The sequence below is a fragment of the Methanobrevibacter sp. genome (assembly GCF_030539875.1).
Lineage (GTDB): Archaea > Methanobacteriota > Methanobacteria > Methanobacteriales > Methanobacteriaceae > Methanocatella.
Window position 1 is genome coordinate 68,620 of sequence record NZ_JAUNXI010000004.1, and the last position, 23,970, is coordinate 92,589.

General features: G+C 32.6%; 20 protein-coding genes. 15 read left to right on the forward strand and 5 right to left on the reverse strand.

All coding sequences use genetic code 11. The annotated features are described in order from the left end of the window. Nucleotides 1-24: 24 nt before the first annotated feature. The 5 genes from Q4Q16_RS02360 (at nt 25) to Q4Q16_RS02380 (ending at nt 4,725) form a co-directional block, all read left to right on the forward strand. On the forward strand, nt 25-300 hold the full coding sequence (locus Q4Q16_RS02360) for a 4Fe-4S dicluster domain-containing protein (protein ID WP_303345964.1): 276 nt from the start codon (nt 25-27) through the stop codon (nt 298-300). A gap of 407 nt (nt 301-707) precedes the next feature. Continuing rightward, nucleotides 708-974, forward strand: coding sequence for a DUF6110 family protein (locus tag Q4Q16_RS02365; protein ID WP_303345965.1), 267 nt, complete (start codon nt 708-710; stop codon nt 972-974). A gap of 23 nt (nt 975-997) precedes the next feature. Continuing rightward, the gene (locus Q4Q16_RS02370) at nt 998-3,127 is read left to right on the forward strand and encodes a heavy metal translocating P-type ATPase (RefSeq protein WP_303345967.1); all 2,130 of its coding nucleotides are present in this window, start codon (nt 998-1,000) and stop codon (nt 3,125-3,127) included. An 86-nt stretch (nt 3,128-3,213) separates the two neighbouring features. Beyond that, complete coding sequence (locus tag Q4Q16_RS02375) at nt 3,214-3,963, forward strand: ABC transporter permease (protein WP_303345968.1); 750 nt, start codon at nt 3,214-3,216, stop codon at nt 3,961-3,963. Nucleotides 3,964-3,972: 9 nt separating this feature from the next. Next, the gene (locus tag Q4Q16_RS02380; RefSeq protein WP_303345969.1) at nt 3,973-4,725 is read left to right on the forward strand and encodes an ABC transporter ATP-binding protein; all 753 of its coding nucleotides are present in this window, start codon (nt 3,973-3,975) and stop codon (nt 4,723-4,725) included. 3 nt (nt 4,726-4,728) lie between these two features. Here the strand turns inward: Q4Q16_RS02380 and thiD are convergent, their stop codons facing one another. Genes thiD through proS form a run of 3 tightly spaced genes read right to left on the reverse strand, consistent with a single transcriptional unit; the run spans nt 4,729 to nt 7,550 of the window. Then, nucleotides 4,729-5,463: a bifunctional hydroxymethylpyrimidine kinase/phosphomethylpyrimidine kinase gene (gene thiD, locus Q4Q16_RS02385; RefSeq protein ID WP_303345971.1), complete on the reverse strand. Its 735-nt coding sequence runs from the start codon at nt 5,461-5,463 to the stop codon at nt 4,729-4,731. After that, entirely contained in the window at nt 5,464-6,138 is a 675-nt protein-coding gene (gene cofC / locus Q4Q16_RS02390; RefSeq protein ID WP_303345974.1) for a 2-phospho-L-lactate guanylyltransferase, read from the reverse strand. An 8-nt stretch (nt 6,139-6,146) separates the two neighbouring features. Next, nucleotides 6,147-7,550: a proline--tRNA ligase gene (gene proS, locus Q4Q16_RS02395; RefSeq protein WP_303345976.1), complete on the reverse strand. Its 1,404-nt coding sequence runs from the start codon at nt 7,548-7,550 to the stop codon at nt 6,147-6,149. 213 nt (nt 7,551-7,763) lie between these two features. On the opposite strand from proS, the gene Q4Q16_RS02400 reads away from it, so the two are divergent. The 3 genes from Q4Q16_RS02400 to rpiA are packed head-to-tail and all read left to right on the forward strand — an operon-like array spanning nt 7,764 to nt 9,931. After that, on the forward strand, nt 7,764-8,807 hold the full coding sequence (locus tag Q4Q16_RS02400; protein ID WP_303345977.1) for an NAD(P)-dependent glycerol-1-phosphate dehydrogenase: 1,044 nt from the start codon (nt 7,764-7,766) through the stop codon (nt 8,805-8,807). After that, nucleotides 8,808-9,245: a UPF0179 family protein gene (locus tag Q4Q16_RS02405; RefSeq protein ID WP_303345978.1), complete on the forward strand. Its 438-nt coding sequence runs from the start codon at nt 8,808-8,810 to the stop codon at nt 9,243-9,245. Next, nucleotides 9,245-9,931 (forward strand): ribose-5-phosphate isomerase RpiA, encoded by a 687-nt coding sequence (rpiA, locus tag Q4Q16_RS02410; protein ID WP_303345979.1) that lies wholly within the window; start codon nt 9,245-9,247, stop codon nt 9,929-9,931. Before Q4Q16_RS02405 ends, rpiA begins: the two co-directional genes overlap by 1 nt. A 155-nt stretch (nt 9,932-10,086) precedes the next feature. Here rpiA and Q4Q16_RS02415 read toward each other — a convergent pair whose 3' ends face one another. Then, entirely contained in the window at nt 10,087-13,284 is a 3,198-nt protein-coding gene (locus tag Q4Q16_RS02415; protein ID WP_303345981.1) for a right-handed parallel beta-helix repeat-containing protein, read from the reverse strand. Between the two features lie 372 nt (nt 13,285-13,656). Here Q4Q16_RS02415 and Q4Q16_RS02420 point away from each other — a divergent pair, with 372 nt between their 5' ends. Continuing rightward, entirely contained in the window at nt 13,657-15,414 is a 1,758-nt protein-coding gene (locus Q4Q16_RS02420; RefSeq protein WP_303345982.1) for a right-handed parallel beta-helix repeat-containing protein, read from the forward strand. Nucleotides 15,415-15,779: 365 nt separating this feature from the next. On the opposite strand, the gene Q4Q16_RS02425 is transcribed toward Q4Q16_RS02420, so the two are convergent. Then, nucleotides 15,780-16,178, reverse strand: a complete 399-nt coding sequence (locus tag Q4Q16_RS02425; RefSeq protein ID WP_303345983.1) for a DUF4405 domain-containing protein — start codon at nt 16,176-16,178, stop codon at nt 15,780-15,782. A gap of 287 nt (nt 16,179-16,465) precedes the next feature. On the opposite strand from Q4Q16_RS02425, the gene Q4Q16_RS02430 reads away from it, so the two are divergent. The 6 genes from Q4Q16_RS02430 (at nt 16,466) to Q4Q16_RS02455 (ending at nt 23,953) form a co-directional block, all read left to right on the forward strand. Continuing rightward, on the forward strand, nt 16,466-17,416 hold the full coding sequence (locus tag Q4Q16_RS02430) for an AraC family transcriptional regulator (RefSeq protein ID WP_303345985.1): 951 nt from the start codon (nt 16,466-16,468) through the stop codon (nt 17,414-17,416). Nucleotides 17,417-17,636: 220 nt separating this feature from the next. Continuing rightward, complete coding sequence (locus Q4Q16_RS02435) at nt 17,637-19,427, forward strand: ABC transporter ATP-binding protein (protein WP_303345987.1); 1,791 nt, start codon at nt 17,637-17,639, stop codon at nt 19,425-19,427. After that, on the forward strand, nt 19,428-21,173 hold the full coding sequence (locus Q4Q16_RS02440; protein ID WP_303345989.1) for an ABC transporter ATP-binding protein: 1,746 nt from the start codon (nt 19,428-19,430) through the stop codon (nt 21,171-21,173). A 29-nt stretch (nt 21,174-21,202) separates the two neighbouring features. Then, entirely contained in the window at nt 21,203-21,784 is a 582-nt protein-coding gene (locus Q4Q16_RS02445; protein WP_303345991.1) for an MptD family putative ECF transporter S component, read from the forward strand. Between the two features lie 8 nt (nt 21,785-21,792). Beyond that, nucleotides 21,793-22,512 (forward strand): energy-coupling factor transporter transmembrane component T, encoded by a 720-nt coding sequence (locus Q4Q16_RS02450; RefSeq protein ID WP_303345992.1) that lies wholly within the window; start codon nt 21,793-21,795, stop codon nt 22,510-22,512. Next, nucleotides 22,505-23,953 (forward strand): ABC transporter ATP-binding protein, encoded by a 1,449-nt coding sequence (locus Q4Q16_RS02455; protein WP_368660206.1) that lies wholly within the window; start codon nt 22,505-22,507, stop codon nt 23,951-23,953. The genes Q4Q16_RS02450 and Q4Q16_RS02455 overlap by 8 nt, the downstream gene beginning before the upstream one ends. Nucleotides 23,954-23,970: the final 17 nt, after the last annotated feature.

Genomic DNA, 23,970 nt, shown 5'->3' on the forward strand with positions numbered 1-23,970 from the left:
ATAAAATAGATTTTGAGGGATTAAATGAGGCATAGACATGGAAATTCATCATTGGGATTAGAAATTGTTAAGCTGTTTTTTTCAGAGTTTTTAAGTACATCCTATAAACCGAAATGGCGTATAAGCAATAATATTGAAAGATGTACTTTATGCGGCCGGTGTGAATCGGTTTGTTGTTCCCAGGCGATTAGTGTAAGTACAGACAACCGAACATGGACACTAAATAATAGAAGATGCAATAAATGTTTGAAATGTGTCATGTCATGTCCGGCTAGGTGCTTGGCGCAGGTTGATTTATAATGGGCCATTAATGCTTTAATTAGATGTTTGTTATTGTATATGGGAGGGTGGTTTATCTAATATTGTCATAGTAATCAACTCGTGAGGTCATTTTAAAAAATTCATAAAATTATTAAAGTGTTTTTTTTTTTTAACTGAACTGTATTCTGTTGCATTGTACGCTAACTCTTTTTAAAACCCTTCATTTAAATATAGTTTATTTGATAGTGGGGGATGCTGATTTTGCTTGTCAGATTTTTAGGTTCATGCAAGTTTTTGTTCCGGAAAGTTTTCCTGCTGCCGGTTTAAATGAACAAAGAAATTATTAGGTTTACCTAAAAATTTATATAATATTATGATAAGATATAAAGTCATAATTGAAATAATCTACTTTCAATTAAATTAATAAAATAAAGGATGGTATTAAAATGACTTATAGAAAATTGTTAAACAATTGTATAGAACATAAACACGCATTACTTTTTGCAGGAGGTATTGCAACTGCTATTGTAGGTAAAAAGGTAATTGAATCAAAAACTGTAAAAGATGCTGCAACTAAAGGTATGGCAACCATAATGTCTGTAAAAAAAGATGCTGAAGAATGTTTTCAGGATATGAAAGAAAATGCTGAAGACATTGTTGTTGATGCTCATGAAGAGGATAAAAAAGAAATTTACGTCGAATCCAAAAAATAAATTATTTTTAAGGGCATACAATAATGAAATACAAAGTAATGCATGATAGCAGATCCCGTTTAAGGGTTCGTTCTGGCAAGTGGGCCTTCACTAAAAAAGAAGGTTATGGTCTTGCATCTGTACTTTTACAACAGGATTTTATTCATGATGTTTTTACTTCCCATAGAAACGGCAGTATTATAATATACTATGATGAAGGTAACGAGAACAAAGAAAGCATATTCGATATTTTAAATAATATTACATTAGATGATCTTTTTGAAGGAAAACCAACACAAATTCAGGTTTCTAAAGAAATAACTGATGATTTTTATTTAAAATTATCAAAAATGATAGGTTATAGGATATTTAGAAGAATATTTGTTCCAATTCCTGTCAGAATAATTCTTACAATATTTGATGCATCCAAATATATTCTTGAAGGTTTGGACAGCTTAACTAGTTTCCGTGCGGATGTTGCATTACTGGATGGTGTAGCAGTTGCCGGAGCATTAACTCAAAGGCAATTTAAACCTGCCAGTTCTATGATGTTCTTATTATCAATTTCCGATGCCTTAGAAGGATATACTGTACAAAAAGCAAAAAGCACGTTAAAGGATAGCTTAGCTTTAAATATAGATACTGTTTGGGTAATTGGAGAAAACGGTGAAGAAAAACAAATTTCCACTATTGAAATTAATAAAGGTGATAAAATCAAAGTCCACATGGGCGATGTAATACCTGTGGATGGTAAGGTAGTTGAAGGCGATGGAATGGTTAATGAAGCATCAATGACTGGAGAGCCATTGGCGGTTCATAAATCTGAAGGCAAAACGGTTCATGCTGGAACAGTAATGGAAGAGGGAAATATTGTGGTTGAAGTTTACTCAATGAATAAAGAGACAAGATTAAATAAAATCATGGACTTGATTGAAAATTCCGAAGATTTAAAAGCTGAAACTCAAAGCAAAGCTGAAAGACTGGCTGATTCTATTGTTCCATTCAGTTTCGTTGCAACTGCAGTTACTTATTTGCTCACTAGAAATGCTTCAAAAGCATTGTCCGTTTTGATGGTTGACTTTTCATGTGCAATAAAACTGACTACTCCATTATCAGTTATCTCTGCAATGCGCGAAGCGTCCGATAATAAGATGATGATTAAAGGCGGAAAATTCCTTGAAAATTATGCAAATGCCGACACTATTGTATTTGATAAAACCGGAACCTTAACTAATGCAACTCCAAAAGTTGTTGATGTGATTCCGATGTCTGGGAGATACAAACGCGATGAAATCTTAAGAATGGCCGCCTGCATTGAAGAACACTTTGCCCATAGTATTGCTGCTGCTATTGTTAAACAAGCTGAAAAAGAAGGCTTGAAACATGAAGAAGATCATAGTGAAGTTGAATACATTGTAGCACATGGTATTGTAACGGAATATGATGGTAAACGTGCAGTAATTGGTTCAAGGCACTTTTTATTTGATGATGAAAAGGTTAAAGTAACTAAAACTCAAGAGAAGAAAATTGATGAGAAAATAAATAAACATTCTGTTGTTTATCTGGCTGTTGATGGAAAACTTGAAGGCATTATCTGCATTGATGATCCTATACGTGAAGAAGCAAAATATGTTATTGAGGAACTTAAATCTTTAGGAATTGAAAATGTAATAATGCTTACTGGAGACAGTGAAAGCGCTGCTCGTGCAAGCGCCAGTGCATTGAACATAACTGAATATAAATCACAAGTTCTTCCAGAAGACAAATCCAGAATTGTCAGTGAATTAAAAACAAAAGGAAGGACTGTGATAATGGTGGGTGATGGAATTAATGATTCTCCTGCTCTTGCAGCTGCTGATGTGTCTGTTTCTATGAAAAATTCATCTGATATTGCCCGTGAAGTTGCAGATATTTCATTATTGTCTGATGATTTATATGACCTTGTAACTCTTAGAAAACTCAGTACTGGAATGTTGGATAAAATTAATAATAACTATCGCAATATTGTAGCAGTAAATGGTTCTCTTCTAGTTTTAGGTGTTTTGGGAGCAATTCCTCCATCAACTTCTTCAGTTGTACATAATCTATCCACCATGTTATTCGGACTTTTAAGCACAAGGTCTGTTTTAACTGATGAGGATTATATAAAAGATATGGGATTGGAAGCTATTTGAATAGCGGAAAATTCCTAATTTTTTTTAATGTTTTTATATTATGAACATTATAGTAATTATTGTATTGAATTTTAATTAGTGATGTAATGTTAGATAATTATAAAAATAAATTTGTTCCGTTAATTTTACCCATAATTTTAATATTGTTTTGGTATGGTATTACTGATGGTTTAGAGTTATTTTCTTCCTATATTCTGCCAAGCCCTGTTGATGTGGTAAATTCTGCAATTGTGGTAATAGAAAATGGCAAACTCTTAACAAATACTATTGCTACATTATATAAAGTATTCGCAGGTCTAATTTTATCATCAATTGTTGCTATTCCTCTTGGAATTATGCTTGGGTGGTACAAATCTTTAGAAGATTTATGCACTTTGATTATCAGTGTTTTAAGACCGATTCCTCCGATTGCATGGATTCCATTTTCAATTTTATGGTTTGGTATTGGTACTTTCCCGGCAATATTCATTATTTTCATGGGTTGCGTATTCCCGATTTTGGTATATACCATTGACGGTGTTAAAAGAACTGATAAGGTTTTGGTCGAATCTGCTCAGACACTTGGAGCTGATGACTTGCATATTCTAAAACGTGTTATTGTGCCTTCTACAGTACCGTATATTGCTTCCGGTTTAAAAGTGGGTATTGGAATTGCTTTAATGTGTACAATTTCAGCAGAAATGATTGGATCTAGTAATGGTTTAGGTTATATGATTTTAACTGCAACAAACCTTTTTGATACAGGTACAACAGTTGTTGGTATGGTTGTAATTGGTTTGATTGGACTTGTATTTGACTTTGTATTCGGCAAAGTTCAAGAGAGGATATTTTGGTAGGTGTTTTACATGTCAATTGAAGTTAAAAATATTTATAAAACATTTTATTCTAAAAAATCTGATAAATTAACCGTTTTGGAAAATATTAATTTAACCATTAATGATGGTGAATTAGTTTGTCTTTTAGGACCTTCCGGATGCGGTAAAACAACTCTTTTAAGATTGATTGCAGGTCTTGATCAGCCCACTTCCGGCGAGATTGTTGCTAATGGTGATGTTGTTAAAAAACCATCAGGAGACCGGGCTGTTATTTTCCAACAATATTCACTGTTTCCATGGCTAACTGTTCTTCAAAATGTAACTTTTGGTTTGGAGATGACAAAACCGGGAGCTAAAGAAGAAAATCTGAAAGCAGCTGAGAGATATTTGAAAAGTGTTGGTTTAATAGAATTTAAAGATAGCTATCCTCATGAACTTTCAGGTGGTATGAAACAAAGGGTTGCAATTATCAGATCCTTGCTTAATCATTCACCTATTTTGCTTATGGATGAGCCATTTTCTGCAGTGGATATGCAAAATAGGCACAGTCTTCAAGAACAGCTAATAGGCGTTTGGAAAAGATTTAAAAATACGATTGTTTTTGTAACACACGATGTGACCGAAGCGATTTATCTGGCAGACCGGATTGTTATTTTAGATAAAAATCCCGGCAGAATTTCAGATATTGTCGAAGTCAATATGGAAAGGCCAAGAAAAAGAGAGTCACTTGAGTTTGTCAATCTTCAAGAGGAACTTCTTAAAAAATTAAATGTGGAAGACTAATAGTTACAGTTTAGCTATTAATGTTCCATAATTCCCATTTTTTATTCCTTCATATACATAATCAAGGGATTTTAAGACTGATGTGTGAAGGTCGTTATTTTTAGCAAGATAAGCAGCAATGGCTGAAGATAAATTGCAGCCGGTACCATGCAAATTGTCTGTTTTAATCAATTCCTGTTTTTTAACTGTAATTTCACCATTGATATTGATGGTATTTATCCCATCCAAATGACCTCCGGTAATTATATTGTTGCAAATGAGTTTACTAGAAGCTTTTATGGCATCTTCGCCAGTTTTAATTTCTATTCCAGTTAATTTTTCAGCTTCAGTGATATTTGGAGTAGTCAATATGGATTTTGGAAGCAAATACTTGTTAAATGCCTTTGCGATATCCTCTTTTGTCAAATCTCCTCCTGAAGTTGCAACCATTACAGGGTCAACTACTGCCTTTAGATTGTATTCGGATATCTTTTTTGAAACTAATTTAATGATTTCAGGAGAGTACAACATTCCGGTCTTTATAAATTCGATTTCATAGGAGTCTAAAACAGCATCAATCTCTTCTGCAATATAATCTTCACTAATCGGCAATGTTGAAAAGAATTTGTAGGGGTTTTGTGCCGTAAGTGCTGTAACAATGCCTGTTCCATACACTCCAACAGCTTGAAAGGTTTTCAAATCGGCATATATGCCGGCACCTGCCGACGGGTCAACACCTGCAATGGACATTACAATCATCTAATCAGCTCTTGTAACTTTTAACCGTTCATTTCCTCGGAAGGGCTCCACATTCACTTTAAGTTCTTTTAAATATTTTCTAGTGTGTGTGCTTTTTCCATGAATCATTATTTCCCCTAAATCCTGAGCAGTATTGACGTCCAGCGCCATGAAAAACGAATCATGAACTTGCGGATTCAATTTCTTTCTCTCGGCGGCATTTACATGCTCTTTATAACTAAACCCTTCAAACCTGGTATGTATGGCCATAGGTTTCATGAGTATCATGTTTGTTCCGCCGCCCTTTGATGGAACAATAATGAAATCTAACTTTTTAGATGCATCAATCAGCATTGAAATATTTGTTTTGCTGATTAGAGGAACATCAGAAGGAACAATAAGGACTTTTTTAGCTTTTCCTTTACAGTATTTCATTGCCTGTTTTAATGCTTTGTTTAAATTTGAATTTTCATCCTCAAGAATAGTGTCCAAGCTTAAACTTTCAGCATAATTGAGCACATCCTCGTCCCTGCTTATTATAAAGATTTTATCGACGTGTTTTCTTAAGGCATCAGTAACGTCCTGAAGCATTACTTTTAGGAGCTTTTCACGTTCTTCTTCAGATAGAAATGGGGATAATCTGGTTTTAGCATTTTTGAACTTGCTAACTGGAATTATTGCATATATATTATCCATAAAACCACTTAGTATGTTTTAGCAATCAGGGCTGTGTATCTGGCATCCCCTTTACCTGAAATACATTTTCCTTCGCTGATTTCTTCTTGAATGCCTAAAATATCATAACCTGTCTGTTCTTCAATTTCTTTACCTATTTTTTCATCTCCGCACCAGTTGAATTTAACGACATTGCCTGCTTCAACAAGTTCGGAAACTTCATTTAAGTCTTCGCAAAATATGACATGGTCTTTTTGGAAAGCCCAAGCACTTTTTGAGAGATTGTCTTCTGTTTTGTTTAATAAATCAGATACATTATCTCCAAGAGAATCATCAAGTGAAAGTTCTATTTTTTCTCCTTCATCCCTTCTCATTGCAATAGTGATGTTGTTTTCCAAATCCCTAGGTCCAAGCTCAAGCTTTAGAGGAGTTCCCTTTAACTCCCAGTCATTGAATTTCTTACCTGGCCTGATATCTCTGTTGTCAATGTTTACTCTTAAACCTGCTGATTCCAGTTGTTCTTTGATTTCTCCGCATTTTGCTAAAACTTCCTCTTTTCCTTTCTTAAACAAAATTGGAATTATTGTGACTTGATTAGGTGATACTTTTGGAGGTAGGCGCAAACCTGTTTCATCTCCGTGAATTCCAATTACGGAAGCTATTACCCTATCGGATACTCCTGCACATGTCTGATATACATATTTATGTTCTCCGTCCTTATCTTCAAAGGTAATGTCGAATGTTTTTGCAAAAGTCTGGCCTAAGTTGTGAATAGTGCCTATCTGTAATGTTTTGCCGTTAGGCATTATTACATCAAAAGCCATGGTGTAATCTGCACCGGGGAATTTGTCCCATTCAGGTCTTTTAGAAATTAAATATGGAATTTTTAATTCATCGAAGAATTCCTTATAGATTTCAATGAATTCTCTGATTTGTTCATCAGATTCTTCTTTAGTTGCATGAGCAGTATGAGCTTCTTTAAATGTTGTAATTTCTCTTACACGAATTAAAGGTCTTGTATGTTTTGTTTCATATCTAAATGTGTTTACAATTTGATAATATTTGATTGGAAGATCAATGTGGGTTCTAATCCATAATGCATACATAGGATAAATTGCAGTTTCACTAGTAGGTCTTAAAGCTAATTGTTCGTTTAATTCTCTTTTGCCCCCTCTTGTAACCCAGTAAACTTCATCTTCAAATCCTTTTACATGAATTCCTTCTTTTGCAAGTTCGCTTTCAGGAACAAGCATTGGGAAGAGCACTTCATCATGGTCTTTATCTAATAATTTTTTAATTATATTCATTGAGTGTTTTCTTATCTGAAAACCATATGGCATCCAAATAGCCATTCCTTTAATAGGATATCTTGAATCAGTAATATTCGCATTTTCTAAAATATCATGAAACCATTCATCAAAATTTTCCACCATATCACCTAAAATAATTTATAACATTAGATTATCTGTTTTTAATTAGTATTAAAGTTTTTTTTAAAATAGGATTATTTGAATGAAGGGAGTTTATCTGCAATAAAATAATTTTATCATATGGGTAAATCTCTCAAAAATCTTTTTAAATAAGAAAGTTATTTATAATTATTTTATACATACATAATAGTGTATAATTTTATTTTAGGAGATATCATGACTAATAGGAAAATACAAATGCCTCGTGAGGTTTACATCGATCCAGGTATTATAAAAGATACTGCGGAAATTTGTAAGTCCTTGCATTTAAATAAAAAGTTTTTAATCGTCACTGGTTCAACTACTTATGATATAGGTGCAAAACTGGTTATTGAAAGTTTAGAAAAAGACAACTTGGATTATGATGTAATTAAAGTTGACGGGGCTTCTGATGAATCAATTTTTGAAGTTGAAGAATTAATCACTCCGGAAACTACTGTGTTAGGTGTTGGAGGAGGAAAAGTTATTGATATAGCTAAATTATCTTCATTCAATAAAGGCGTATATTTTGTATCCATGCCAACAACTGCTTCTCATGATGGTATTGTATCTCCTATGGCATCAATAAAAAACCCCAATACTTCCATATCTGTTACTGCACACTCACCGATAGCGGTTATTGCAGATTCTGAAGTTATTGCGCAGTCTCCATTCAGACTGCTTTCAGCAGGATGTGCTGATTTAATATCTAATTTTACAGCTATTAAAGATTGGGAATTGGCTCATCGTTTAAAAAACGAACCATTCAGCGAATCTGCAGCAGCATTATCAATAATGTCTGCTCATTTAATAACTGACAATATTGATAATATTAAGCCTAATCTTGAACCCAGCGCACGTATTGTCATGAAATCATTGTTTAGTGGAGGAATGGCAATCAGTATTGCAGGTTCATCACGTCCGGCAAGTGGTTCTGAACACCTGTTTTCACATGCTCTTGATAAGATTCTTGATAAATCAGCACTCCATGGTGAACAGTGCGGTATCGGCACTATAATGATGATGTATTTGCATGGTGGGAATTGGAGTGCAATTAAAGATGCTTTATCTGCGCTTAAGGCGCCAACAACCGCTGCTGAGGTGGGCATTTGTGATGATGATATTATTGATGCATTGGTAATGGCTCACAAAATCAGGCCGGATAGGTATACGATTTTAGGTGATAAGGGAATCTCTCGTGAAGCCGCATATGAGCTTGCTTATAAAACAGGAGTGATTTAAATGATTACATTGATAGGTAAAGATTTAGCTAAAAAAGGTCAGGAATTTGTTTTTTTAGGTCCAACTGATGAATGCGAAAACTGCAGATTTAAATCATCTTGTCTTGGAAGTTTGGAAGTAAACAGGAAATATGTTGTTTTGGATGTTAAAGACAATGAGCAAAAATGTCCGGTTCATGCAGAGGGGATTGTGGTTCCTGTTGAAATTGACCGTGCTGAAATCGAGTTATTAACTCCTTCAAAAAATATTTTTGAAGGTTCAACATTCACATTCAGCGCTCCTGACTGTGATGAAAAATGCGATTATCATGATTTTTGTTTTCCTGAGGGATTAAAAGAAAATGACAAATGCATTGTTTTGAACAATGAAGGTAAACATGAAGGGGAATGTAGAAAAGGTTTAAGTCTTAATAAACTTACTTTGGGATTTGTGATATAATGAAAGATGCTGGCAGTAATAATTCTAGTAAAAAGAATGCAGGATATAAGGCTGCAGAATATGTGGAAGATGGAATGGTTTTAGGATTGGGTACAGGTTCAACAACTCACTTTTTCATTGAAAAGGTGGGAATGAGAATCAAAGAGGAAGGAATAAGCGTTAAAGGAATTCCAACTTCATTTCAATCATTATTAATAGCTAAGGAATGGAATATTCCAATTACAACTTTAGAAGAAAATGACATTGATTTGTCTGTTGATGGAGCAGATGAGGTTGATTTGCAGTTTAATTTAATTAAAGGAGGGGGAGCAGCCCATACTAAAGAAAAAATTGTTGATTATGCTGCAGAAAAATTCATTGTTATTGTGGATGAATCAAAGGTTGTAGAGGAATTAGGTAATTTTCCAGTTCCTGTTGAAGTATTGCCGGATGCATCCCGTATGGTCATAAGGGAATTGGAAGATATGGGTGCTGAATGCCAAATCAGAATGGCTCAAAGAAAAGACGGTCCTGTAATAACTGACAATGGAAATTTTGTAATTGATGCTAAATTTGATAAAATAGAATCTCCTGAACACTTTGAAATAGATTTAAATACAATTCCGGGTGTAGTTGAAAACGGAATATTTTCACAAATGGTTGATAAGGTCATTGTTGGTACTGAGAACGGAACTAAAGAATTATAGGTTTAACCTGGTTATGGTTATTTGCCGTCGTATAATTCCAACTGATATATTATTTCCGTAAATTATCTGATTTTTATTATTTGCGTCGTTGCGGACGTAAAATGGAATATAATTATTTTTTAAAAAAAGAAAAGAAAAGAGATTTTACATCTCTTTTATTTTTTAACAACTATATTATTTGATTTGCTGCAAGGTTTGTATGCGCCGTCTCCTGCAAATTTAACTGTATATTTGTAAGTTCCTTTTTTAGTTAATTTTGTAATTTTAAAAAGAGCAACACCTTTGTTGTTTGTTTTAGCAGTGTATGTTTTACCGTTAACTTTTAAAGTAACTTTTTTGTTTTTAAGTACAGTTTTTCCGGTTTTAAGTGTAATCTGCACATTCTTGGTTTTCACGGAAGCCTTGAAAGTCTTTTTAGCAAGAGTTAAAGCAGTAGCTTTTTTGTTTACAGTAATTTTTGCAGTATCTAAGGATGATTTGGTAGCATCATCACCTGCAAAGTATGCAACAATATTGTGTGATCCTGCAGAGGAATATTTTAAAGATAAGTATGCCACACCCTTTTCATCGGTTTTGACATCTTTTTTAGTGGTGCCGTCAATAATTACTGTTATGGCTTTGTTTGCTAATGGCTTGCCGTTACTATCTTTTAATGTAATGGCTAATTTTCCTGTATTTCCAGCATAAACAACCAGATCTTTTGCATAAATAGTTGAAGCAACAGGTGCAGGGGAAACGTTAGTTAATGTAATGTCTGCGGAGGTTCCTGCAATAGTTTTGCTTCCAGCATATTTCATTTCGACTTTTCCATTAACATTGCTGATAGTGAATTTACCCTCTGAATTGGTTTTTACAGTTGCATTTCCATTATTGGAAGAATATGAAATAACTGCTTTGGCAATTGCATTTCCATTACTGTCTTTTAAAACACCAACAATATTTCCATTTCCATTAACTTCGATAATGCTAATAGCTGAGGTAATTGAAGCTTCTTTAACAGTAATTGAGGTTTTTCCACTTGTTTTAGCATAATTTTCAAAACCAGCATAACTCATTGAAACAGCATGTTTTCCATAGTCCAATGCTAGTGAAAATCTAACTTTTCCATTTTCATCGGTAGTTTCATTGTACTGGACATTGTCGATGGTGATGGTCACTTTTTGATTTTCAAGTGATTCGCCATCTGATGTGGTTAAGGTTACTTCTAAGATGACATTTTTAGCAGTAGTTTCAATAGGTTCGGCATTTAATACAGTATCTTTGTAATTGCTATAAATTCCAATCGCTTTTTCGTAACTTTGATATTTGCCTTCAGCTTTTGCAAGGTAAGTTGCGAATGTAGGTGGGAATTGCAATGAATCTAATTTGTATGTATTGGTGCCGATGGTTACATTATAATAACCTCCGCCAAGCATAATACCTATTCTGCTTCCGCTTATTGTGTTGTTGAAGATGTTTTCATTACCTGATCCATATGCGGTAATACCGCTGATTTTTGCATCAATAATGGTATTGTTGTAAACATTGTGTCCTTGTGAGTGCATGAGGTAAATTCCCTCTTTTGCACCGATAACTGTGTTGTTAAATACAGTCACATTTGGTCCGGTTCCGTGTCTTACATCAATACCGTGGTTTGCAGCATTTTTAATGGTATTTCTGGTAATGATGCTGTTAGGGGTTCCGAAGTTTAGTATTCCTGTAGTGTACTGGTTTGAAATGTAGTTATTTGCAACAATAGCTTTTCCACAGTATTCTAAGTAAATACCCCATGATGCGCCATCAATATTACAGTTAATGATGGCTATGTTCGGACTGTTTTGTGTACGAATTCCTACAGTTTTGTATTCACTAGGATTTGAAAGAACTGTATTTGGATTGTATTTGGGATATTTTGACACAATGTTCAAGTTTGCAATAACAACGTTTGTGTTGTTGATGGAGTATAATACGGCAGGGTTTGAAATACCATATCCTCCGTTAGCGGTTTTATTTTTAATTTTTTCAGGAATATTTTCTATATTTGCATTGTCATATCCGATTAAAGTAGCATTGTTACCGATGATTTTAATATTTTTATCAGTATATATGGAAATATCATTGTATACTGCGTTTTTAGCAAATATTAAACTGTCTCCATTCTGCATTGAATTGATGATTGATTGGATTTCTGCAGATGAAGCGCCTTCACTAATGACATATGTATTTCCGGTTATAGCTAATAGGGAATCATAATCAATATTAATATCGTCTGGAGTTGCTATTTCGCTGTAAGGAATATAAGGTTGGTTATTAGAACTGCTGTCACTGTGTGTACCCATTATATTTGTTGCACTTTGATATGCAGACTGGGATTCTGCAATGTAGTATACAAATGTAGGAGGGTAGGGCAGTTGGTCTAATTTATACTCATTTTCACTAATATTGATGTTTGAGTGGCCTCCACCTAATAAAACACCAATTCTTGATTTGGACATGGTGTTGTTATAAATTTTAATATTGCTTGATCCATAACATGAAATTGAACTAATGGTACAGTTAATGAGTTTATTATATGCAGCTGTGTGATTTTTAGAATGCATAAGGTAAATACCTTCTTTTGAACCGATTACGGTATTATTAATCACCTGCACATTTGGTCCGGTTCCGTGTCTTACATCAATACCGTGGTTTTTAGCATTGATGAATTTATTTCTTTCAATTACAGTTGCTTTTGATCCAAAGTTTAAAAGACCAGTAACAGCCTGGTTTTGGATTGTATTATTTTTAATAATTCCTTTATTTGAGGATTGTAAGTTAATACCCCAGGAAGACCCGTCAAGTGTGTTTTCCATAAAAGTTAAATTATCTGATGATTTAACATAAACTAAAGCATTTTGATAATTTGAAGCACTATTTGCCCCGCCGATAATTGTCAATCCTTTAATGGTTACATTTGCTGCATTGATAACATATAATGTTGCAAAATTGGAGATTCCATATCCTCCATCAGCAGTCTTGTTTGTAATGATGCTTGGAGTATTATTGGTTGAAGGAGTGTCGTAACCAACTAATGTGGCTCCGTTTCCCTTAATGCTTATGCTCTTGTTGACATAAATACAAACATCATTATATGTGCCTTTTTCAAAGTTTAAAACATCTCCTTCTTTCATACTATCAATTGTATTTTGAATGTCCTTGCTTGAAGCGCCAGGTAAAATAGTATGTTCTGCATATGTTAAAACATCGTCATTTCCAATAGCTAAGTTATCATTATTATCTTCTATGTTGCTTGCATCTTCTGCGAATACTGCGCTTGAACTTAAACATAGAAAGAATACTAATAAAATAGCCAATATAAATTTCCTATTTATCATAATCTCACTTTAATATTAATATTCATAAATCCTTGCTTATCTAATCCATACTGAATTTAATCGATATGCAATTATATTATATTTGTATTTTTCATATTATTTAAATTCTAATATCTTGATTATTGGCTATGCTGCTGACAATATTGTCATTTCTTTCTAAATTTCATTGATAAAATATATATTGTTGAAAAATGAAATATTATACTAATAATCGATATCAATATTTACTCAATTCGGTAATATTTTGCCGTTAAAATTGGGTTAATTTAATGATTATTCAAATCAATATTACATTAAGTTTATATGGATTGCTTATGCGATATTGATTTGTGCATTGAAATGATTATAAGAATAATGTCGTGAGGTTGGATTATGAATAAAAAAGTTTTAAATCTTTTTTTCATATGTTTTATAAGCTTATTTCTTATTTCAGCTGTTGGTGCGGTAGAGGACAATTCAAGCAATAAAACTTCTACTTATCAAATCACATCAGCAATTTCAAATGATGAAATTCAATCTATGTTTGACAATGCAAATGATGGAGATACCTTTAAATTTACCAATTACACTTATAAGGGCATTTCTTTAGTTGTAGATAAAAGAATCAATATTGTTTCAAATAAAACTGCAACCATTTATGCATCAAATAGTGTAAGTGATAAGGCTAAAAGTTTAGGGATAAGCGAAACCTTCGGATTTTACTTTACATCAAATGCCGCTGGAAGTGTTTTATCCGGAATTAGGATTATTGCAGATTCTTGTGACCATGCTGTTGTTGTTAATGGTGCTGATAATATCACTATTAAAGACAGCAGGATTGTTAAAGGTGAAAATTCTGTTTTAATTAAAAATTCCCAAAATATTAATTTAAGCAATAATGATATTTCGGGAGCTGCAAAAAATGGTGTTCAACTTCAGAATGTAAAGAACTGCAGTATCTCAAATAACAATATTCACAATAACAAGAGGTCAGGTGTTGAAACTTCCCATATATATGATTCTAATATTTTAAGGAATAATATACATCACAACGGTTTCAACGGAATTTCAATGTATGATGTTTCAAGTGGAAATGTGATTAAATATAATACAGTTCACAATAATACAAATGGTATTTACATTGACTGTACAACTATAAATGACATAATCATGGCAAATACTTTTTCATATAACCGCAATGATCCGTCATGTGAACTGGGAGGTTCTGAAACAGGTAACGGTCTTTTGTTCGGAGAGCATTTTAAAACTCCAAAAAAAGACGGAAGATTGCTTGTTAAAAATAATGCCCTGATTCATAATGAAAATTTCCAAGCTAAAAACAATCCGTTTAATGAAGTTTTTAAACTTGACCAGAATTATTTTGATTCAACAGATGGTGAAGACACTTTTATATGCCCAATGCTTCTTGCAAAAATTTTAAAACTTAATGCTATTACAATACAGGATGGTATTGGTATTCAATTAGAAGATGAGGATGGAAATATAATCAGTGATGCTCCTGCCTTTGATTTAGGTGAGGTTGAAGTAGACGGCAATAAGTATACTGTCAAAATGGACAATGACGGCATTGCTAAAATTCAATCAAAAGATATTGAACCTAATACTGAGCACAATGTTAAAATAACCATTGGAGATAGGATAAAAAAAGTCATTGAACAAATTGTTAAATCAGGACCTGAAAGATATGTTGAAACTGAAAAACCCGCCAAACCTAATGATGAAAATTACAGGGATGATGACGGTAGTACACAACAGCCTTCTCCTGACCACAATACTGATGGAACAAACCCTGGCGGCAAAGACAATGGCAGGGGAAACTATATAAATGGAACCTCTTCCAGTTCACATATTTCCAACAGCGGAAATTCCGGTAAGTATGGAACTAACGGTTCAGATATTTTCTCCCATGACTCTTCAGATATGGGTGAAAATGCAATATCTAAAGGTGATGTAAATGCAGGTTCATCAAGTCAGGGTTCTGGTGAGGAATCTAAAGCTTATGAAGTAGTTCCTGAAACTCCAATATCCAAATCTATTGTTAATACTTCAGGTATTGTTATTTTAAGTATTATTGTGTTACTGGGATGTTTTATTATTGGGTATCGGCGTAAATTAAAATTCGATGAATAAAATTTTCTTTTCTTTTTTTTCTTTTATTTATTAACATGTTTCTACAAAGTATATTTAATGGCTGTAAAATCTTGTTCTTTAAAAATAAACACACATAAACTTTGAAATAATCGATATTGCTTCAATCAATTATTTAATTGGTATTGATGAAGGAATTATTTCTGTTTTTTTAAAAACATTCCACATCATCTATTGTTATGTAAATTCGAATTTAAATTGGTTAAAAGCCGATTACCTACTATTGATTGGTAATGTTAATAATGATGTAAATGAAGTTAAGGATCCCTGCTGTATTGACATACAGAAAGGCTAATTAAATAATCTAGTTCATATTTCAAGAGAAATATCCAAAACAAAAAATAATATTATTTCTTAATTTCTCTTAATAATTTTTTACGAGTAGTTATCAAATGTAATCCTAAAAATATTATGCTGAAAACTGAAAAGGATTTATGAATATGTGAAATTTTATGATTTCCAATTTTTAAGCTTTTTAATGATTGTTGGCTGTAAAGAATACCTGAAATGATTGTTATTAATAAAGAGATAAGTAATCCGATATTTATGATAAGGTCTACGGTTCTTTTAAGATCATATTTTCCCTTATTTATTGCTTTAAAATATTTTTTATTATATTTTAAATGTAATATTACTAAAAACAATAATCCTATTCCAATAATTTCATGAATTAAAACAGGAAGGCTAAGAAATTCTAATATAATTGCAACGCCCATTAAAATATCCACAGTAATTTTTTTATTCATCAAACCATTCCTGATTTTATTATTTGTTTTTTTTTCTTATTTAAATTTTTAGTTATGCCTAAATTTTTTTATTATTCTCTGGTTAGTGTGGCTATAAAAAGAGGTATAATAATGTTTACAATAATTATAATTTTACAGTTACATTTTTTTTATTTGATTTTGGATTAATTGGAAATGTTATTTTAGACATGGGGCAATTGGATGCCTCATATTGGGCATAATTTTCAATCAAAAATATTTCTTAACCAATTCAAAATTTAAATAAAATAGATTTCAAATTTAAGCATATGAATGAAAATCTTTATGGAATTTTAGATAAGGTTTTAAAATCTGAATTTTCAATTGAAGGCGATGGTTCTAAAAAGACTATTAAGTTGGGAAAGGATGCCGAACACGGAAAAATGGAAACTCATTCCATATTTGATGGAATTGTCATTGCTTTTATTGACATTAACATTAACAACTTTGATAATGTTTTTTTTGAAGATAAGATTTCTTCTCGTTTACTTCAAATCAACCATTGTGCTGAAGGCAGATATTCATATGCCCTAAACGATGATAAGATTGTTTATTTTGGAAAAGGGGATCTGTGTGTTAACATTTATGATCTGACAAAAACGGTTTCCGATTTTCCTTTAGGATATTATGAAGGATTGGAGATTTTCATTGATGTTGATGCTGCAAATGAACCGATTAAAGAGGTCATCCCTGATTTTGATTTAATTGAATTATATGAGAGTTTAGAAAAATCTAAGGGTTATAGGTTAGTCAGAGCAAATGAAAAAATCGACCATGTAATCGGTGAGTTATATTGTATTGATGAGCGAATTAAAGAACCTTATTTTAAATTAAAATGTTTGGAACTATTGCTGTTTGTATCCATAGCCAGTGAATCCAAAACGGAATCAATTTCACTTTCTAAAAAACATGTTAATATAGTGGAAAGTGTCAAAGATGATTTGATTAAGGATTTGGGAAGTAAAATCACAATCGGGGAGTTGGCCAATAAACATGATGTAAGCAAAACAACCTTGAAAAACTCTTTTAAGGAAGTTTATGGAAAACCTATTTTCAAATGGAGAAAAGAGTACAAACTTGATTATGCTTGTCGTTTGATTGAAAAAGGACAGTTATCTATTTCAGAGATATCTAAAAAAGTCGGATATTCTTCTCCTTCAAAATTTAGTCAGGCATTTAAGGGACATGTTGGCTGCACTCCATCGGAGTATAAAAAATAATTTTTGTCTTTTTGGTATACTTTTGTCTTTTTAGTTCAAATAAATATATATACTTATTTTAAAAATAGTTAATAATGAAAATAAGGTATTCCTAATTATTTTTTTATAAATTCTTTTAAATTTGTTCTTTTATTTATTTTTAAGATATTTTAAAGGACTGTCCTTTTAGGACCATTTTAAATTTTTAGGCATACCTAAATTAAATTATAAGGAGTTTATCATGTCAAATACTCAAAATAAAAATAAATTTATACGATTATTGAATTATTCGGGTAATTATAAATATTTGTCAATCTTAGGTATGATATTATCTGCTTTAAGTGCCATATGTTTACTGCTTCCATTTGTATACATATGGGATGTTGTCAATGCACTTTTGACTGTTGCTCCAAACTTCAGTCAGGCGCAGAACTTGGATACATATGCTTTTAATGCATTCGCATTTGCAGTTGCAGGAATAGTCTTAAACTTTTTCGGTTTAATGGGCACTCACTTATCTGCATTTAAAAATGAGAAGAACATGAAAGATGCAGCTATAAGTCATCTGCTTAAGCTGCCTTTGGGATATTTTTCAAATCATACCAGCGGCGGGCTTAGAAAAGTAATTGATTTTAGCACTGCAAAAACCGAAACATTTTTAGCTCATCAGTTATTTGATTTGACTGGAGCTATTGTAACACCAATAGCTTTTTTAATATTGTTATTCAGTTTTAACTGGATTTTAGGTTTAATCTGTTTGATTCCAATCGTTTTATGTTTCCTATTCATGTATCCTATGTTTTCTTCTGAATCTCAGAATTTTATGGTTCAGTATCAGACATATCTTGAAAGAATGAACGGTGAAGCGGTGGAATATGTTAGAGGAATTCCGGTTACAAAAGCATTCCAGCAAAGTGTTTATTCATTTAAAAACTTCATTGGTGCAATCAGGAATTATGCAAAATTCTCAGCTAACTATTCATTGTCTACCCAGTTTCCAATGACTGCATTTACAGTATCCATCAATGGATTTTTTGCTCTATTGATTCCTGCAGGAATATTGCTTGCAGGATCTCTAGTCGATAAAAAATTCTTAGCGGATTTCATGTTTTATGTAATATTCACACCAATATGTGCTGTGATGATGAATAGGATAATGACAGTTTCACAGGATTGGATGTTGGCAAGCCATGCTTTGGAAGGCATTGAAGAAATTTTAGCCGAAAAGCCTTTAGTTGAAGCGGTTAATCCTCAAAAACCTAAAAATCATTCAATCGAATTTGAAGAGGTCTATTTTGACTATGAAAAAACTGATGGTGATGAGCATATATTAAATGATGTTAATTTAAGAATTGATGAAAATGAAACTGTTGCATTAGTTGGACCGTCCGGCAGCGGTAAAACAACTATAGCATCACTGATACCAAGATTCTGGGATGTTGATGAAGGTTCTATAAGGGTTGGTGATGTTGATGTAAGGGATATTTCAACAAAAGATTTGATGGAAAACATTTCATTCGTATTTCAGAATACCACTTTATTCAAAGATTCAATTTACAATAATGTAGCTATTGGTTGTAAAGGAGCTTCAAGAGAAGATGTTAAAAAAGCATTAAGTTTGGCTCAATGTGATGATATAATTGATGAGCTTCCTGATGGAATCGATACAGTGATTGGAACTGAAGGAACGTATCTTTCAGGAGGTCAGCAACAAAGGATAGCGCTTGCAAGAGCAATACTTAAAGATGCTCCAATAATCATTTTAGATGAAGCCACCGCTCTGGCGGACCCGGAAAACGAATATATGATTCAAAAGGCAATTTCTGAAATTACAAAAGATAAGACTGTAATAATGATTGCACATAGATTATCCACAGTCAAGAATGTAGATAAGATTTATGTTGTTGAAAATGGACGAATTGTTGAAAAAGGCAATCATGATGCATTAGTTGAAAACAAAGGGATTTATTCAAGAATGTGGGATGAGTTTAACCAGTCCATTCAATGGAAAGTAAAAAGTGAGGCGGTATGAATGATATCAGAATATTTCACTGAAAGATTTGGACTTACAAAAGAGGGTTCCGATAATTTGATTAAAGGAATCATCTACACGTCACTTTTAAACATTGCGTTCATGCTTCCAGTCGGTTTATATGCATTGCTCATTAATATGTGGGTAGAACCATTGACTGGAGGTAAGGTCATCGAGCCGAACCTTGGCATGTTTATCGTATTGATATTAATCGTTTTAGGAATTATCTTTGCATTGGCATGGAAACAATATCACTTTGTATTCAACACAACTTACACAGAAAGTGAAAACAGAAGAATCAATCTGGGTGAAAATTTAAGAAAACTTCCGCTGTCATTCTTTGAGAACAGAGACTTGGCAGACTTGACATCAACAATCATGAATGACTGCACTGATTTGGAACATGTCTTTTCACATGCGATTCCACAATTGCTCGGTTCAATTATCTCATTGGTTCTTGTTGCAATTGGAATGTTTGTCTTTGATTGGAGACTTGCCCTTGCACTATTATGGCCAGTTCCTGTAGCATTTGCAATTTTATATGCATCAAAAATTCTCATCTATAAAGGTGGTGAAATTGTCATGGAAGATTTGCTTGATTGCGGAGATACAATGCAGGAATGTATAGAATCCATCAGAGATTTGAAATCATACAGTTATCATGATGAATACTTTGGAAAGATTTCTGGATTAACTTCCAAAATTGAAAAATCAAGAATCAAAGCAGAATTAATGGCTGCTTCCGGAGTAATCACTGGCAAAGTTGTCTTGAATTTAGGAATAGTTTCTGTAATTCTTCTAGGTTCATACTTAATAATGAATTCACAGGTGTCACTCTTTACACTTTTAATATTTCTGATAGCCTCCGCAACGATTTATGCACCAGTTGAAAACGGGTTAATGTTTTTATCTGAAATATTGATGATGGATATAAAAATTGAAAGGACCAAAGAAATTGAATCATTAGTTGTTGAAGAGGGATTAACTGAATATTCCTTAAATGGTTATGATATTGAATTTAAAGGTGTTGATTTCAATTATGATGATTTAAAAAATGTTTTAACTGATATTAATTTTACAGCAAAACAGGGTGAGGTTACAGCGCTTGTTGGACCTTCAGGTGGTGGAAAATCCACGGTTTCCAAACTGGCTGCCAGATTCTGGGATCCAGTTTCTGGTGAAGTGATTCTGGGAGGGCATGATTTGTCAAAACTGGATAGTGAAAAACTCTTGGAAAACTTCTCAATTGTTTTTCAGGATGTGATGCTGTTTAATACTTCAATTCTGGAAAATATTCGGGTCGGTAAAAAGGATGCAACTGATGAAGAAGTTGTTGAGGCTGCAAAACTTGCAGAATGTGAAGATTTTGTCCAAAAACTTCCTGATGGCTATGATGAGGTCATTGGTGAAAATGGTGAGTTGTTATCTGGGGGTCAAAGACAAAGAATTTCAATTGCAAGGGCATTGCTTAAGGATGCTAATGTCATTCTTCTGGATGAAGCTACATCATTTTTGGATGTTGAAAATGAATCTAAGATTCAAAAAGCGTTATCTCAGTTAATTAAAAACAAGACTGTGATAATTATTGCTCATAGGATGCGTACAATAGCAAATGCCGATAAAATTATTGTTCTCGATGAAGGTAGAATCGCTGAGCAAGGTTCACCTGAGGAATTATTAGCTCAAAATGGACTGTTTAAGAAAATGGTCGACTTACAAAATTTAAGTGGGGAATGGGTAATCTGATTTCCTTAAAAAAATTTAGGAGAAAAATTATGTCTGAAAGATTAAATGTGAAGGATTTAATCACTGTAGGTGTTTTTGCAGTGATATTAATAGTATTAATATTTGTATTTGGAATGCTAGGTTATATTCCTATTCTAATGTTGGCATTACCAATTTTGGCTGCATTGATTTGTGGAATTCCATATATGCTGTTTTTAACAAGAGTTTCTAAATTTGGAATGGTTACATTACTGGGGTTAATTCTGGGTATAATAATGTTTTTAAGCGGTCACACATGGATACCAATAATTGTATTCACTTTATTTGCATTCATTGCTGATTGTATCTTAAAAATGGGTAATTATTCCTCAATCAAAAACTCAATTATTAGTCATGGTGTTTTTATAATGGGGATTATGGGTAATATGTTGCCATTTTTCATTTTAAGAGATTATTTCATGGAAGCAATGCGTGTTTCAATGGGAAATGATTATGTTAATGTTATCACCCCATTTCTTAACAGTGGAGTTTTAATAATCTTAGTTATTTTAACATTCATTGTAGGTGTTGCAAGTGCATATCTTGGAAAAATCGTATTGAAAAAACACTTTGAAAAAGCAGGTATAGCTTAGGTGTGATTATGGGATTAGAACTAAATTTTAATCTAGATCCAAGAACTAAAATTCTTATTCTAGTTATTTTAAGTTTTATGGTTTTCAATGATGTGTCATTATATGTCAGTGGAATTTTAGTTTTAATTCCATTTATTTGTTTATTCTTCACAAATCATAAAAAGGCTTCTTTAATCTATATTGCAGCTTATATTCTTGCAAAATATGTCCAGATTTATATTCTCCCAGTTGCAACTGGTTTTCTGGCTATACTGTTGATAACTTTTAGTTATACAGTTTCTAGAATGTTGCCGATTATTATGATGGGATATTATACTATAACAACAACAAAAGTAAGTGAATTTATTTCATCTATGGAAAAAAGCAGTATTCCACGAGACATTATCATACCTGTCTCAGTTGTGTTTAGATATGTTCCATCAGTTTTTGAAGAGATAAAATCAATAACCAATGCAATGAAAATGAGGGGATTTGGCCTATCAGTTAAATCTTTGAAAAACCCTTTAAAATTAATAGAATTTTATATGGTTCCTATCTTGATTAGTGCCATTAAAACTGCAGATGAACTATCTGCTGCATCTCTAACAAGAGGTCTCAGCAATCCAGAGCATAGAACTCATTTATTTGAAGTAAAACTAACTAAACTGGATTACGCCCTTTTAACAATAACATTCATAGGCTTCGGAATATATGTATATAATTTTTTGAGAGGTGTTTTAATTGCTTAAAATGGATGATGTTTCATTTACATATACGAACAATGACGATACTCAAAATTTAACTGATATTAATTTAAACATTGAAAAAGGTGAGGTGATTCTGCTTTGTGGCGAGTCAGGTTGTGGAAAAACAACCCTCACACGTTTTTTAAATGGGCTTATTCCAAATTTCTTTGAGGGTAAAGGACAGGGAAATGTTTATTTGAAAAATGATTTAATCAGTGAAATGCCTATATATGAAATTTCAAAGCATATAGGTTCTGTTTTTCAAAACCCAAAAACACAATTTTTCAATGTCGATACAACTTCAGAGCTGGTTTTCGGATGTGAAAACATATCAATGGATGTTGATGAGATTAAAAAAAGGTTAGTTAATGTAGTTAATGATTTTAACATTAACAACTTAGTTGATAAGAATATTTTCAAGTTATCTGGCGGTGAAAAGCAGAAAATTGCCTGTGCATCAGTATCAGCTGTTTGTCCGGATATCCTGGTTTTAGATGAACCATCCTCCAATTTGGATTCAAAGTCAAGCTGGGATTTTGAAAAAATAATTAAAAAATGGAAAGATCAGGGAAAAACAGTGATTATTGCCGAACATAAACTGTTCTTTTTAAATGATGTTGTTGACAGAGCCATATTTCTTAAAGAAGGAAAAATAACTAATGAATGGTCAATTGATGAATTTAAAAATATAACTCATCAGGATTTTGGATTACGGCAATTAAATTTGAATAATTTGGAATTGAAAAGAGAAGAATACTACTCTGAGAATCGGGAATTTTTAGAACTTAAAAACTTCAAATTCAGCTATGGTGGATCACAGGTTTTAGATATTGGCAATGTTAAAATTCCAAAAAATGAAATTATTGCCATTATTGGTAAAAACGGTGCTGGAAAATCAACGTTTGCTAATTGTTTATGCGGTCTTAAAAAATCATGTAAAGGTGAGTTAATTTTTAATGGAAGTGCTTTGAAAAGAAATGATAGACTTAAAAAATCTTATATGGTAATGCAGGATGTAAATCACCAATTGTTTACAGAAAGTGTTCTTGATGAGGTCCTGTTAAGTATGGATGAAGAAGATATTGAATCGGCTGAAAATATTCTTGGAAATTTAAACCTGATGCATTTAAAAGATGCTCATCCAATGGCTTTGTCTGGTGGTGAAAAGCAAAGAGTGGCTATTGCATCAGCTATTGCATCTAAAAAAGAAATATTGATTTTTGATGAGCCTACAAGTGGGCTTGATTTAAAAAACATGAGACAGGTTTCAGAAAACTTAAGGTATTTGCAGAGCCGGGGAATTACTTCTTTCATCATAACACACGATTTTGAACTGATTTGTGAGGTTTGCTCTCATATATTGCATTTTGATGATGGTCAAATTATAGGCAATTATAAAATCGATGAAGATAAACTGAAGGACTTCTTTTTAAGGGAGCAATAAGTTAAATTTAGGTATAC

Coding starts and splice junctions, on each gene's coding strand:
- Q4Q16_RS02360 (WP_303345964.1), top strand. CDS start 25: ATGAGGCATAGACATGGAAATTCATCATTGGGATTAGAAATTGTTAAG.
- Q4Q16_RS02425 (WP_303345983.1), bottom strand. CDS start 16,178: ATGAATAAAAAAATTACTGTGGATATTTTAATGGGCGTTGCAATTATA.
- cofC (WP_303345974.1), bottom strand. CDS start 6,138: ATGGATAATATATATGCAATAATTCCAGTTAGCAAGTTCAAAAATGCT.
- proS (WP_303345976.1), bottom strand. CDS start 7,550: ATGGTGGAAAATTTTGATGAATGGTTTCATGATATTTTAGAAAATGCG.
- Q4Q16_RS02370 (WP_303345967.1), top strand. CDS start 998: ATGAAATACAAAGTAATGCATGATAGCAGATCCCGTTTAAGGGTTCGT.
- Q4Q16_RS02400 (WP_303345977.1), top strand. CDS start 7,764: ATGACTAATAGGAAAATACAAATGCCTCGTGAGGTTTACATCGATCCA.
- rpiA (WP_303345979.1), top strand. CDS start 9,245: ATGAAAGATGCTGGCAGTAATAATTCTAGTAAAAAGAATGCAGGATAT.
- Q4Q16_RS02405 (WP_303345978.1), top strand. CDS start 8,808: ATGATTACATTGATAGGTAAAGATTTAGCTAAAAAAGGTCAGGAATTT.
- Q4Q16_RS02415 (WP_303345981.1), bottom strand. CDS start 13,284: ATGATAAATAGGAAATTTATATTGGCTATTTTATTAGTATTCTTTCTA.
- Q4Q16_RS02430 (WP_303345985.1), top strand. CDS start 16,466: ATGAATGAAAATCTTTATGGAATTTTAGATAAGGTTTTAAAATCTGAA.
- Q4Q16_RS02380 (WP_303345969.1), top strand. CDS start 3,973: ATGTCAATTGAAGTTAAAAATATTTATAAAACATTTTATTCTAAAAAA.
- Q4Q16_RS02420 (WP_303345982.1), top strand. CDS start 13,657: ATGAATAAAAAAGTTTTAAATCTTTTTTTCATATGTTTTATAAGCTTA.
- Q4Q16_RS02450 (WP_303345992.1), top strand. CDS start 21,793: ATGGGATTAGAACTAAATTTTAATCTAGATCCAAGAACTAAAATTCTT.
- Q4Q16_RS02375 (WP_303345968.1), top strand. CDS start 3,214: ATGTTAGATAATTATAAAAATAAATTTGTTCCGTTAATTTTACCCATA.
- Q4Q16_RS02365 (WP_303345965.1), top strand. CDS start 708: ATGACTTATAGAAAATTGTTAAACAATTGTATAGAACATAAACACGCA.
- thiD (WP_303345971.1), bottom strand. CDS start 5,463: ATGATTGTAATGTCCATTGCAGGTGTTGACCCGTCGGCAGGTGCCGGC.
- Q4Q16_RS02445 (WP_303345991.1), top strand. CDS start 21,203: ATGTCTGAAAGATTAAATGTGAAGGATTTAATCACTGTAGGTGTTTTT.
- Q4Q16_RS02440 (WP_303345989.1), top strand. CDS start 19,428: ATGATATCAGAATATTTCACTGAAAGATTTGGACTTACAAAAGAGGGT.
- Q4Q16_RS02435 (WP_303345987.1), top strand. CDS start 17,637: ATGTCAAATACTCAAAATAAAAATAAATTTATACGATTATTGAATTAT.